11 protein-coding genes are annotated in these 12,983 nt (G+C 70.0%); 6 read left to right on the top strand and 5 right to left on the bottom strand.

Annotation, left to right across the window (positions count from 1 at the left end; translation table 11 throughout):
- Nucleotides 1-82: 82 nt before the first annotated feature.
- Nucleotides 83-739, bottom strand: coding sequence for a hypothetical protein (locus F1734_RS12530; protein WP_203011752.1), 657 nt, complete (start codon nucleotides 737-739; stop codon nucleotides 83-85).
- 136 nt (nucleotides 740-875) lie between these two features.
- Here F1734_RS12530 and F1734_RS12525 point away from each other — a divergent pair, with 136 nt between their 5' ends.
- The 4 genes from F1734_RS12525 to F1734_RS12510 all read left to right on the top strand — a co-directional run bounded on the left by F1734_RS12525 (nucleotide 876) and on the right by F1734_RS12510 (nucleotide 4,141).
- Nucleotides 876-1,925: an alpha/beta fold hydrolase gene (locus F1734_RS12525; protein ID WP_064066336.1), complete on the top strand. Its 1,050-nt coding sequence runs from the start codon at nucleotides 876-878 to the stop codon at nucleotides 1,923-1,925.
- A gap of 111 nt (nucleotides 1,926-2,036) precedes the next feature.
- A complete protein-coding gene (locus F1734_RS12520) occupies nucleotides 2,037-2,624 on the top strand; it encodes a cysteine dioxygenase family protein (RefSeq protein WP_010592619.1) in 588 nt (195 codons plus the stop codon).
- Nucleotides 2,625-2,673: 49 nt separating this feature from the next.
- Nucleotides 2,674-3,816, top strand: a complete 1,143-nt coding sequence (locus F1734_RS12515; protein ID WP_203011751.1) for an MBL fold metallo-hydrolase — start codon at nucleotides 2,674-2,676, stop codon at nucleotides 3,814-3,816.
- A 61-nt stretch (nucleotides 3,817-3,877) separates the two neighbouring features.
- The gene (locus F1734_RS12510) at nucleotides 3,878-4,141 is read left to right on the top strand and encodes a hypothetical protein (RefSeq protein ID WP_010592622.1); all 264 of its coding nucleotides are present in this window, start codon (nucleotides 3,878-3,880) and stop codon (nucleotides 4,139-4,141) included.
- A gap of 38 nt (nucleotides 4,142-4,179) precedes the next feature.
- Here F1734_RS12510 and F1734_RS12505 read toward each other — a convergent pair whose 3' ends face one another.
- Nucleotides 4,180-5,442: an aminotransferase family protein gene (locus tag F1734_RS12505; protein ID WP_203011750.1), complete on the bottom strand. Its 1,263-nt coding sequence runs from the start codon at nucleotides 5,440-5,442 to the stop codon at nucleotides 4,180-4,182.
- 58 nt (nucleotides 5,443-5,500) lie between these two features.
- On the opposite strand from F1734_RS12505, the gene hrpA reads away from it, so the two are divergent.
- Complete coding sequence (gene hrpA / locus F1734_RS12500; protein WP_203011748.1) at nucleotides 5,501-9,421, top strand: ATP-dependent RNA helicase HrpA; 3,921 nt, start codon at nucleotides 5,501-5,503, stop codon at nucleotides 9,419-9,421.
- A 24-nt stretch (nucleotides 9,422-9,445) separates the two neighbouring features.
- Here hrpA and nrdR read toward each other — a convergent pair whose 3' ends face one another.
- Together nrdR and F1734_RS12490 are read right to left on the bottom strand one after the other, a co-directional pair.
- Nucleotides 9,446-9,919, bottom strand: coding sequence for a transcriptional regulator NrdR (gene nrdR / locus F1734_RS12495; RefSeq protein ID WP_010592625.1), 474 nt, complete (start codon nucleotides 9,917-9,919; stop codon nucleotides 9,446-9,448).
- A 192-nt stretch (nucleotides 9,920-10,111) separates the two neighbouring features.
- Nucleotides 10,112-10,705, bottom strand: a complete 594-nt coding sequence (locus tag F1734_RS12490) for a LysM peptidoglycan-binding domain-containing protein (protein ID WP_238424152.1) — start codon at nucleotides 10,703-10,705, stop codon at nucleotides 10,112-10,114.
- A 276-nt stretch (nucleotides 10,706-10,981) separates the two neighbouring features.
- Between F1734_RS12490 and lexA the strand changes: the two genes are divergently transcribed.
- Entirely contained in the window at nucleotides 10,982-11,695 is a 714-nt protein-coding gene (gene lexA / locus F1734_RS12485; protein ID WP_010592627.1) for a transcriptional repressor LexA, read from the top strand.
- A gap of 73 nt (nucleotides 11,696-11,768) precedes the next feature.
- Here lexA and F1734_RS12480 read toward each other — a convergent pair whose 3' ends face one another.
- Nucleotides 11,769-12,911 (bottom strand): acyl-CoA dehydrogenase family protein, encoded by a 1,143-nt coding sequence (locus F1734_RS12480; protein ID WP_017680664.1) that lies wholly within the window; start codon nucleotides 12,909-12,911, stop codon nucleotides 11,769-11,771.
- Nucleotides 12,912-12,983 lie beyond the last annotated feature (72 nt).

Here is a 12,983-nt window from a genome sequence, read left to right as displayed (position 1 = left end):
CCCGCGAAGTCACCGGCCGGGGCCGGGGAACGCGGCCATTCGACGGCGCGGGCTCCCGTCGACGGCACAGCCCGTGCGGGCTCTACCCGGCCCCAGGGGGCACGACCTCGATCTCGCGTCCCCACGAGACACCGGGAGCGGCGGGCAGCCGGTCTCCGCTCCAGAACCGTCCGGGGTCGTACCAGTTGCTGCCGCGTCCGCGCTGCTCGAGCAGGCCCATCGCCTCGAGGGTCGCGCCCACCACCTCGGCGCAGTACGCGCGCTCGAGGCCCGCGTCCGCCGGACGTGTGCGCCACGGCAGCCGGCCCGCGAACCAGCGCCCCGCCAGCCGGCTCGTCGAGGGGAACGGCGTGCCGTCCAGCCGGGCGACGGTGCGCAGCAGCTGATCCTCCTGCGCCGGCGTCACCTCGACGCCGAGCTGGCGCAGCCAACCGCGCTGGCCGTACCGCGCGCTCCACACCTGCACCGCCTCGCGCAGGTCGTGCAGCTGCACACCGCGGTGGTGCCGGCCGGTCCACATGTCGGGCAGGCTCCTGCCCAGCTCGGCGTGCCACATCAGTGGGGGCAGGTCGTCGAGCACCACTGCCAGGCCGACGTGGTTGACGGGGGCGTTGGTCAGCGTCTGGATCGCGCGGTCGGCGTGGCTGCTGCCGCGAAAGATCCAGAGATCACCGGTGCGGGTCACCGCCACCGCGTCGTCGAGGGTGATCCGGGCCTGCGCTGAGCGCCGCTGCTGCATGATCGACAGCCTCTCACGCGGGGAGGTAGCGGGATCAGGCGCCGGATCGCGGCAGCGGCCGACCCGCCGGCGCCACCCCGCATCGATACGCCTCGCCCGAGGTTGACAGTGCGGCAGACGGCGCTACGGTGCAGGGATGGACCACGAGGTCCGGTACGCCGCCGGCGGAGATGTCAGCATCGCATACCAGGTGCTGGGCAGAGCGGGACCCGACCTCGTCTTCGTTCCGGGATTCGTCTCACACCTCGACCTCGCCTGGGAAGAGCGGTTCTTCGCGCGTTTCCTGCGCAGCCTGGGGTCGTTCACCCGGCTGATCTGGTTCGACAAGCGGGGAACCGGCCTGTCGGACGTGCCACGGGAGGAGGTGTCCATGGACGCCTGCGTCGAGGACGTCCGGGTCGTGATGGACGCCGCCGGGTCCCGGCGGGCGACCCTGTTCGGGGTCGCCGTCGGCGCCGGGATCTGCACCTCGTTCGCATTGAAGTACCCCGACCGCACACGTTCGATGATCCTGTGGGACGCGCATGCCCGGCTCCTGGAGGACGACGGGTATGCGGCGGGGTGGAGCGAGGAGTTCTTCTCGTCGGTCCTGGCCGGCATCGACGAGGGGTGGGCGACGGGCTCCGGTATCGCGTCGATGAATCCGACACTGGCCGGGGACGAGCGGTATCGATCCTGGTTCGCGCGTCACGCCCGGGCGGCGGCGGGCCCGGCGCAGGCACGGGAACTGTTCCGGCTCTGCGCCGCGACCGATCTTCGTCCGAGGCTGCACGAGATCCGAGTTCCGACGCTTCTGCTCCACCACGTCGACGATCCGTGGCTGTCGGTCGAACACTCCCGCTACGTCGCGGCGCGCATCCCGGGCGCGACGCTCGTCGAACTACCCGGGATCGATCACTGGCCCTGGATCGGCGACATGGACGCGGTGCTGATCGAGATCGAGGCCTTCCTGACGGGGGTACGGCGGGGCCGCCGGAACCGCCCGGCGTGGGGGCCGGAGGCCCTGACCACCCGGGAACGAGAGGTGGGCGCGCTGGCCGTCGCCGGACTCAGCTCCCTGGAGATCGGCCGGCGCCTGTTCATCGGCGAGCGGACGGTCGAGACCCACCTCGCCAACATCTACGCGAAGCTCGGCATCAACTCGAGGGTGGAGCTGGTGCGGCGAGCGGTCGACTTCGGTCTGTGAGCCGGCCTCCGGCACCGCCGGGACGGCGCGCGACGTCCGTACTGGTACCGATGCACTCATCTCTGGTGAGCGCATACCGTTCTCTTCGAAAGCGGTTGCAGGAGGTGCATCATGAACAGGCACGCCGAACTCGGCCACCGGCAGTCGATCCACGATCTGATCCCTCGCCTGCGACAGGCGTCCACACTGCGCGACGGACCGGAGTCGGTCCGTGCGGTTCTGGCCGCGGCAGTCGCCGACGACAGCGACTGGCTGGACCCGCAGTACCAGGAGCGTCCCGAGACGCGGGACTGGGTGCTGTACCCCGTCCACCGGGCCTCGGACGGGCACCTGTCGATCCTGGTGGCGGTGTTCAGGGCCGGAGTGAGCACTCCGGTCCACAATCACGGTGCGTGGGCGGTGGTCGGCGTGTACCGGGGCCGGGAACGTGAGACGTGGTATCGCCGGCTCGACGACGGGCGTGTGCCGGGCAGAGCCCGGCTCCAGGTTGCCGACACCTTCGTGAACCCGCGGGGCACGGTGACCGTCGTACCCGACGGAACGATCCACTCGGTGGAAGCGCTCGACGGGACCGATGCGATCTCGATCCACGTCTACGGCACGGACATTCTCACGCAGAACCGCAGCACGTTCGATCTGCGAACGGGGAGCGAGGCGCCCTTCCGTCCCGACTTCACCGACCTCGGATCCGAGCGCTGACGGCCCGGCGCCGACGGCTGTTTCACCGTATCCACCGGAAGGAGGAGGGGTGACGACGAGAGCGGAGACCCGCGATCGACGATCCGCCGGACAGCTGCCGGAGCGGGACCCGGTACGGGTGGAGCTCCGGCCGGTCGACGCGGTCGATGTGACGACGCTGGTGGACAACTCCTCCGATGTGCTTCTGCCCGACGTGGGGCCCGTCCGCCGCTGGGGGCTGGCCGGATCGGCAGGTCCGCTCCCGATCGTCCCCAGCGATCTGGCGGTCGGATTCCGGACTGTCGACCTCCTCCGTGCGGAGCACGGGTTCTCCGTACTGATCGAGATCCGGGTCGGCGAAACCACGCACCGCGTCCTCTACGACGCGGGGGCCGCGCCGGACGGGCTGATGGCGAACCTCGATCGGCTGGCGATCTCCCCGGACGGCATCGAGGCGATCGTGTTCAGCCACGGCCACTTCGACCACGTCATGGGTCTGCAGGGCCTCGCCCGCCGGCTCGGCTCCCGGCGCCTGCCGATCCTCGTGCACCCCGATTTCTGGACGCGCCGGCGCATCGTCGGTCCCGGCGGCGCCTTCGAGCTACCGACACCGAGCCGCGCGGCGATCGAGGGCGCGGGGTTCGTCGTCGTCGAGAACCGGCGCCCCTCCTTCCTGCTCGACGGAATGCTCCTGGTGACCGGCCGGATCGCGCGGACCACCGGGTACGAGACCGGCATGCCGGGCCATCAAGTCCACCGGGACGGCCGCTGGCGGCCCGACCCGCTGATCCACGACGACCAGGCCGTCGTCCTGCACCTCCGCGAGCGGGGACTCGTCGTTCTCACCGGATGCGGGCACGCCGGGCTGATCAACATCCTCGAGCATGCCGAGCGGCTCACCGGGGTCGGTCGGCTCCACGCCGTCCTCGGCGGGTTCCATCTCCGCGACGGTCCGATCGTCCCTCGGACGGTGACCGCCCTCGCGGCGGCGGACCCGGCCGTGGTCGTGCCCGCCCACTGCACGTCCTGGAAGGCGCAGCACGCGCTGTTCACCGCCCTCCCGGACGCGTTCCACCCCAATGCCGTCGGTAGTCGATTCGAGTTCCGGACACGCCCGCAGCCGGATACGACCGGGACGCAACGGATCACCGGACAGGCCCTGAAACACACTGTCCGGCCGGAGCGTCCGGGAGATCGCGCCGGTCGGCGGTGACGAGCATCGGTCACAGGTGAGCGCGACCCCGGCCCGACCCCTGCCGTCTAGGCTCGCGCGCATGGCATTGAAGGGCAGGCAGTGGTGGAAACTCGTCGGACTCGCCGGAGCGGTCGGCGTCGCCGCGACGGGCGCAGTCGTGATGCGCGACGAGCGCAGGCGGCGTGCGTACACCCCCGACGAGGTACGCACGAAGCTGCACGACCGCTACGCCCGCGTCGCCGCCGCGCACGACACGCAGAGCGCGGTGCCCCTGGACGAGGTGACCACGGGACTGTGCACGCGGATCCGCACCGGGTTCCGGGGGATCCGGATCCGCCGCTGAGGCGACCCGCCCGGCCGGGCGGCTGCGCCGGCCGCCGATCACCCCAGGGCGGAGGCGAACCCGTCCGCGAGGTCCTGCACCTGCTCGTCCGTCATCACGAACGACGGCGAGATCTGCAGTGCACCCTGTCCCGCGGCCCGGCTCGAAATCCCGTGCTGCCGAAGCGTCTTCACGAACTGCAGCGCCTCGGACGCGTCGGCGAGCTGCACTGCGGCCACGGCACCGAGACCGCTGCGGACCTCCGCGACGCGCGGGTGCTCGGCCAGCGGGGACAGCTTCTCGTGCAGGGTCCGCTCCAGCCGCGCCGACTCGGCGAACAGGTTCTCGCGCTCGAGGATGTCCAGGTTCGCCAGGGCCGCCGCCGCGGCACCGGCATGCCCGCCGTAGGTGTAGCCGTGCCGCCACCACACCCCGCCGGCGAAGAACGGTTCGGCCACCTTGGGCGACACGAACACCGCGCCCATCGGCACGTACCCGGAGGTGAGCCCCTTCGCCGTGGTCATCAGGTCCGGTTCCAGACCGAGCCGGTCCGAGGCGAACCACGAGCCGCCGATGCGGCCGAAGCCGGTGACCACCTCGTCGACCACGAAGAGCACGTCGTGCTCACGGCAGATGTCGCGGACCTCGGCGAGATAGCCCTCCGGCGGCAGGTACACGCCGCCCGCGCCGATGATCGGCTCGCAGAAGAACGCCGCGATCCGGTCGGCCCCGACCCGTTCGATGAGGGCGAGCAGCGACTTCGCGTCGTCCCACGACACCTTGGCGGCGTCGTCCCAGAGGTCGCCGTACCCCTCGGCGTTGACCGGGATTCCGGCGAGGGACGTGCCCCCGACGTGCATGCCGTGATAGGCCTTCTCCCGGCTGACGACGAGGGTCTTCTCCGGCCGTCCCAGCTCCTGCCAGTAGCGGCGCGTCAGCTTGGCCGCCGTGTCGATCGAATCCGAACCGCCGGAGGTGAAGAAGATCTTGCTGCCGGGAACGGGTGCGATCGTGGCGAGCCGTTCCGCCAGTTCGACGGTCGGCTCCGCGGCCAGGTCGCCGAAGTTGGAGTAGTGCGCCACCTTCGCCAGTTGCGCTGCCACCGCGTCACCGATCTCGGAGCGGCCGTGACCGACGTTCGCGAACCAGAGGCCGGCGGTGGCATCGAGATACCTGGTGCCGGCCCGGTCCCAGATGTAGGCGCCCTCGCCGCGCGCGACGACGAACGCACCGTCCCGTTCGACGGCACCCATGTCTGCGAACCCGTGCCACAACGCGCCCACGATCTGCTCCTGTTCCACGAACGGCGATGAAACCGCCATCCTATGCGCCGGGCGGCGCGCAGCGAGAACGCGCGCTTCGCTAGGCTGTACACCCAGCATGTCCACCTCACGCGAGACTCCGCACTCCCCCGCCCCGCCCGGGCCGACACGCCGTGACCTGAAGTCGGCCCTCACCGACGTGTCGCTGCGCGACGAGCATCGCCTTCGCCGGCGGCTCGACCGGGCCCGCCGGCCCGGGGACCTGGCGAAGATCGCCGCCGAGATCGAGCAGGCCCGACTGCGGCTCGCCGCGCGGGTGGCCGCCGCGCCGACCGTCACCTATCCCGAGAACCTCCCGGTCTCGCAGCGCAAGGACGACATCGCCGCCGCCATCCGCGACCACCAGGTCGTCATTGTCGCCGGGGAAACCGGGTCCGGCAAGACCACCCAGATCCCGAAGATCTGCCTCGAACTGGGGCGCGGGGTGCGCGGCCTGATCGGGCACACGCAGCCGCGCCGCATCGCCGCCCGCGCGGTCGCCGAGCGCATCGCCGAGGAACTCGACTCCGAGCTCGGCGACACCGTCGGCTACACCGTCCGGTTCACCGACCAGGTGTCGGACGCAACCCTGATCAAGCTGATGACCGACGGCATCCTCCTCGCCGAGATCCAGCGCGATCGGCTGCTGCGCCGATACGACACCCTCATCATCGACGAGGCACACGAACGCAGCCTCAACATCGACTTCATCCTCGGCTACCTCAAGGAACTGCTGCCCCGGCGACCGGACCTGAAGGTGATCATCACCTCGGCGACGATCGACCCCGAGCGGTTCGCGAACCACTTCGCAGCAGCCGACGGCACGCCCGCACCCATCGTCGAAGTCTCGGGCCGCACCTATCCGGTCGAAGTCCGCTACCGGCCCCTGACGATCGAGGTGGGCGACACACTCGTCGACCGCGACCCGGTCGACGCCGTCTGTGAGGCGGTCGAGGAACTCGCCGCAGAAGGCGACGGGGACATCCTCGTCTTTCTCTCCGGTGAACGCGAGATCCGGGACACCGCCGATGCCCTGCGCGACCGCAGACTCCGGGGCACCGAGATCCTGCCCCTGTATGCACGGCTGTCGGCCGCCGAGCAGCACCGGGTGTTCACCCCGCACACCGGCCGGCGAGTGGTGTTGTCCACCAACGTCGCCGAGACCTCGCTCACCGTCCCGGGCATCCGCTACGTCGTCGACCCCGGCACCGCGCGGATCTCCCGCTACTCGGTGCGCACCAAGGTCCAGCGACTGCCGATCGAGGAGATCTCGCAGGCCTCGGCCAGGCAGCGGTCCGGGCGCTGCGGTCGTGTCGCCGACGGCATCTGTATCCGGCTGTACTCGGAGGAGGACTTCGAGGCCCGCCCCGAGTTCACCGAGCCGGAAATTCTGCGCACCAACCTCGCCTCGGTCGTGCTGCAGATGACGGCGCTCGGACTCGGGGACATCGCCTCGTTCCCCTTCGTCGAAGCCCCCGACCCGCGCGCCGTCCGCGACGGCATCGCGCTGCTCGAGGAGCTCGGGGCGCTCGAGCGGGCCGCGAAGGACGAACTGCCCCGGCTCACCGGGACCGGGCGCGAACTCGCGCTGCTGCCGGTCGATCCGCGGATGGCACGGATGATCGTGGAGGGGCACCGCAACGGATGCCTGCGCGAGGTCCTGATCATCGTCGCGGCCCTGTCGATCCAGGACGTGCGCGAGCGACCGGCCGAGTTCCAGCAGGCGGCCGACGAGAAACACGCCCGGTTCGCCGTGGAGGGCTCGGACTTCCTCGCGTACCTGCAGTTGTGGGACTACCTCAAGCAGCAGCGGAAGGAACTGTCGTCCAGCAGGTTCCGCAAGATGTGCCGCGACGAGTTCCTGCACTGGCTGCGGATCCGGGAATGGCAGGACCTGCAGGGCCAGCTCCGTCAGATCACCCTGAATCTCGGCTGGGAGACCCGGCACCAGGACGTCGGGCCCGACTCGATCCACCAGTCGCTGCTGGCGGGGCTGCTCTCGCACGTCGGCCTGCGCGAGGGCGAGAAGCGGGACTTCCTCGGCGCGCGCGGAACCCGGTTCGCGATCTTCCCCGGTTCGTCGCTGGCCAGGAAGCCGCCGCGCTGGGTGATGGCGGCCGAGCTCGTCGAGACGTCGCGGCTGTGGGCCCGGACGGCGGCGCGCATCGAACCCGAGTGGGCCGAGAAGCTCGCGCCGCACCTGGTCAAACGCACCTATTCCGAACCGCACTGGTCGACCAAGCGCGAGGCGGCCATGGCCTACGAGCGGGTCACGCTCTACGGCATCCCCCTGGTGGCGCAACGGCCGGTGCAGTACGGGGCGATCGACCGGGAGACCTCCCGCGAGCTGTTCATCCGGCACGCCCTCGTCCAGGGCGAGTGGCGGACGCGCCACAAGTTCTTCCATGCCAATCGCGCGCTGCTGGACGGCGTCGAGGCGCTCGAGCACCGGGCCCGCCGGCGCGACATCCTCGTCGACGACGAGACCCTGTTCGACTTCTACGACCAGCGCGTCGGACCGGAAGTCGTGTCGGCGCGGCACTTCGACACGTGGTGGAAGAAGGAGCGGCAGAAGAACCCCGAACTGCTCACCTTCACCCCGGACACGGTGGTCAACCAGGACGCCGCCGCGGTCCTCGGCGGCGACTACCCCGACGCGTGGCGGCAGGGCGATCTGCAGTTCCCCCTCACCTACCAGTTCGAGCCGGGCACGGAGGAGGACGGCGTCACCGTCCGCATTCCCGTCGCGCTGCTCGCCGGGGTCCGGCCCGTCGGCTTCGACTGGTCGGTGCCCGGCATGCGGGTCGACCTGGTCACCGCTCTCATCAAGACGCTCCCCAAACATCTTCGCCGCCAAGTGGTTCCGGCACCGGACTTCGCCGCGGCGGCCCTCGCGTCGGTCCGGCCCCGGTCCGAGCCGCTCGTCAACGCGATGGCCCGGGAACTGTCGCGGCTCGGGGCGACACGGATCGAGCCGAGCGACTTCGAGCCGACCGCGCTGCCGGACCACCTGCGGATGACGTTCGCCGCCGTCGACGAACAAGGATCGGTTCTCGCGCGCAGCAAGAGCCTGACCGATCTGCGGAGGCGGCTGGGAACCCGCGTCGAGGCCGAAGTCTCGCGGGCGGCGTCGAGCACCGAACGGGAGCCGGCACTGGTCTGGACAGCCGAGACCCTCGGCACCCTCGAACCGACGGTGACACGCACCGTGGCCGGACAACGCGTGACGGGATATCCGACGCTGGTCTCCGAGGATCGTGGTGTGGCGGTCCGGGTGCTCAGCACCTCGCAGGCGCAGCAGGCCGCGATGCGCACCGGGTTGCGGGCACTGCTCCTCGAGGCAGTCCCCATGCAGGCGCGCGCTGCTGCGTCGGGCCTGAGCAACAGCGAGCGGCTGGCGCTCGGACGCAACCCCGACGGCTCCTTCGAGGATCTGCTCGAGGACTGCCGGGCCTGCGCGGTGGACGAGTCGATCGTCCGGCACGGCAAGCCGGTACGCACACCCGACGAGTTCAGCGCGTTGGCGAAGGTGGTGCGCGCCGAGTTGCCGGGCCGGGTCGCGGCGCTGCTGAAACTCGTCGTGCCCGCCCTGGCGCGCGCGCACGACGTGGAAGTCCTGCTCGAGAAGGTGCGCGGCGAGGCTGCCGAGGACGTGCGGGAACAGCTGGCCTCGCTGCTGTTCCGCGGATTCGTCACCGAACTCGGCAGTGCCCGGCTCGCCGATCTGCCCCGCTACCTGGCCGCGGCGGCGCATCGGCTCGAAGCGCTGCCGGCGAGCGCGCACCGCGATCGGCAAGGCATGGACGTGCTGGACCGGGTCTACGCCGAGTACGACCGCCTGCTCGCACGGCTGCCGCAGGAGCGGGCCACCGCCGCCGAGGTGGTGGCGATCTCGTGGATGATCGAGGAGCTACGGGTCAGCCTGTTCGCCCAGCATCTCGGAACCCGTGGGCCGATCTCGGAGCAGCGGATCCTCAAGGCCGTCGCGGCGATTCGCTGAGCGGCGACGCGTCCCGCCGGGCGCTCAGTTCTCGGATCCGGTCTCGCGCCGGTGCTGGTGCTCGCGCAGCTCCTTGATCTCGCGTTCGAAATCCTCTGCGGAGCTGAAGGACCGGTAGACGGACGCGAACCGCAGGTACGCCACCTCGTCCAGGTCGCGCAGGGGTCCGAGGATGGCCAGACCGACCTCGTTGCTCGGAATCTCCGGGGACCCCTTGGCCCGCACCGCGTCCTCGACCTGCTGGGCGAGGAGGTTGAGGGCATCGTTGTCGACGTCGCGTCCCTGACAGGCGCGAGCTACGCCGCGCACCACCTTCTCCCGGCTGAACGGTTCGGTGACGCCGCTGCGTTTGACGACCGACAGCACCGCCGTCTCGACCGTGGTGAACCGTCTTCCGCACTGGGGGCATGCCCTCCGGCGCCGGATCGCGGCCCCCTCGTCGGCTTCACGGGAATCGACGACGCGGGAATCGGGGTGCCGGCAATACGGGCAGTACATGTCGATTCCTTCGTCGTAGCCGTGCTGGCCGCGACGTCGGCGTCGAACCGATGCCGTCCTCCCGAGACCGGACCCACCGGCAGGCGAATCGCTCTCGGCGCGACCACACGAGGTGGTGTCACTGACAAGAGTCGACAATACCTGCATACCCGGGTCGTCGGCCGAACCCGGTGCCTGCCCGCCCATGCCTGTTCACCGCGGCGCGGAGGCCGGAACGAGCAGGGTCTGGCCGGTGCGGAGGCGACCGTCCGGCATGGCATTGAGGTCGAGGATCCGCTCGATCGCCTCGGACCGGGACAGACCCGGAGCCACCCGGGCCGCGACGTCGCCGAGCGATTCGCCCGCCTGCACGACGGTGACGTCGGTGCGTGCGGCGCCGGCCGCGACCTGACTGGTGCGCAGGTGCGCGATGCCGAGCAGTCCCGCAGTCACGAGCGCGGTCAGCAGCGCCGTCGCCAGTATCGTGCCCGGGCGGGTGTGTGCGACCTCGGCCGGCCGGTGCGGGACGCGTGAGACCCGGACCGGAGCGCGCCGGTAGTCCACGATCCCCCCGTCCGGACGGACGGGAAGCCGGCGGGCGGGCGCCTCGTGGGGGCGCCGCACGAGATGCGTCGTCCCTGCCCGGCGTACCCGGTCCTCGGTGTCCTGCGGCCCGGTGTCCTGCGGCCCGGTGTCGTGCGGCCCGGTGTCGTGCGGCCCGGTGTCGTGCGGCCCGGTGTCGTGCGGCCCGGTGTCGTCGAACTGCCGGTGGTTCCGTTCGGTTCGGCGCACTGCTGATGTCCTCATCGAGGCCTCCGTGTCACTCGCCCGCGGGACGGTGCCCGCGACGTGTCGCTCGTCCGCGGGACAGGACCCGCAGCGGAACTTCGGTCATCGCTCGATCGACGGCCGTTCGATCACCTGTTCGAAGGAACGTATGTTCGATATGTACCACGTCGCTCCGACAAAGTCAGCACAACGGGCGGAAAACGTCGAACAGATGTTTGATAACCGGGCCGCGGAGAGCTAGATTCGATCCATCACATCCAGCACATCCGACACACGACGCACGGAGGTCACGACATGACGGACGGCCATCCCCCGGCGGGGCGGAGCCGGACGACCACCGCGGATCCGGCCGTCGGCCTCACGGAACGCCAGCGCCGCGTCCTCGAGGTGATCCGCGAATCGGTCACCCAGCGCGGCTACCCTCCGAGCATCCGCGAGATCGGCGACGCAGTGGGCCTCAACTCCACCTCGTCGGTGGCGCACCAGTTGCGGACCCTCGAGCGCAAGGGTTTCCTCCGGCGCGATCCGAACCGTCCCCGCGCGGTGGACGTGCGCGGGCTCGAGGATTCGCAGCCGCCGGCGCCGCAGGCGCAGCCGGTGGACGGGGTCGATGTCGCCGCCGAGTCGGCCACGGCGGCTGCCATGGTCCCCGTGCTGGGCAGGATCGCCGCGGGCGGGCCGATCCTGGCGGAGGAGTCCGTCGAGGACGTGTTCCCGCTCCCGAGAGAACTGGTGGGTCAGGGTTCGCTGTTCCTGCTCAAGGTGGTCGGCGAGTCGATGGTCGACGCGGCCATCTGCGACGGCGACTGGGTCGTGGTGCGCCAGCAGAACGTCGCGGACAACGGGGACATCGTCGCCGCGATGCTCGACGGTGAAGCGACCGTGAAGACGTTCAAGCGCGTACACAACGACGTGTGGCTGATGCCGCACAACCCGATGTTCGAACCGATCCCGGGCAACGACGCGGTGATTCTCGGCAAGGTCGTGACCGTGATCCGCAAGATCTGACCTCGCCACTTCCGCCGAACGTGCACGGGCGGCGCCGCGATCCGCGGCGCCGCCCTGCTCGTTCCGGGTGGGATCAGAGATTCAGGCCGCGGCCGATGATGTCCTTCATGATTTCGTTCGTCCCGCCGTAGATCTTCTGCACGCGGGCGTCGAGATACGCCTTCGCGACCGGGTATTCACGCATGTAGCCGTATCCGCCGTGCAGCTGCAGGCACCGATCGATCAGCTCGACCTGCTTGTCGGTGGTCCAGAACTTGGCCATCGCCGCCTCCTGCACGCTCAGGGTGCCGGCATTGAGCTGCTCGATGCACTTGTCCACGAACACGCGTGCAAGGGTGGTCTCGGTGGCCAGCTCGGCCAGCTCGAAACGGGTGTTCTGGAAGCTGCCGATCGACTTGCCGAATGCCTTGCGGTCCCGGCAGTACTGCATCGTGTCCTCGAGCACGGCTTCCATCGCCGCCGCCGCCACCACCGCGATCGACAGACGTTCCTGCGGCAGGTTCTGCATCAGGTAGATGAAGCCCATGCCCTCCTCACCGAGGAGATTGGCGGCAGGCACCCGCACGTCGGTGAAGTGCAGTTCGGCGGTGTCCTGCGCCGCGAGGCCGATCTTGTCGAGGTTGCGGCCCCGCTCGAAGCCCGCCATCCCGCGCTCGACGACGAGGAGCGAGAAGCCCTGCGCGCCCTTCTCCGGGTCGGTGCAGGCGACGACGATCACCAGGTCCGCGTTGATGCCGTTGGTGATGAAGGTCTTGGAACCGTTGAGGATCCACTCGTCGCCGTCGCGCACCGCGCGGGTCTTGATGCCCTGCAGGTCGCTGCCCGTACCGGGCTCGGTCATCGCGATCGCAGTGATGATCTCGCCGGAACAGAATCCCGGCAGCCAGCGCTGCTTCTGCTCCTCGTTCGCCAGCTTCAGCAGGTATGGGGCCACGACGTCGTTGTGCAGCATGAAACCGATGCCGCTGAACCCTCCGCGGGTGGTTTCCTCGGTGACGATCGTGTTGTAGCGGAAGTCCTCGACACCGCCGCCGCCGTACTCCTCGGGCACGGCCATGCCCAGGAAACCCTGCGCGCCGGCCTTCTTCCAGATCTCGCGGTCGACGATCTTGTCCTGCTCCCACTGCTCGTGGAAGGGAGCCACCTCCTGCTCGAGGAACTTCCGGTACGACTCCCGGAAGAGTTCGTGCTCGGGCTCGAAGAGGGTGCGTTCCATGTGCGCTCCTGTATCCGATGACGTACGTCACGCTCACGGTAGACATCGGAAGGCCCGTCTGACGCTGACAGG

Source organism: Rhodococcus ruber, assembly GCF_016804345.1.
GTDB lineage: Bacteria > Actinomycetota > Actinomycetes > Mycobacteriales > Mycobacteriaceae > Rhodococcus > Rhodococcus ruber.
The sequence above is the reverse complement of the archived record's forward strand: the minus strand, read 5'-3'. Positions and strand labels throughout refer to the sequence as shown.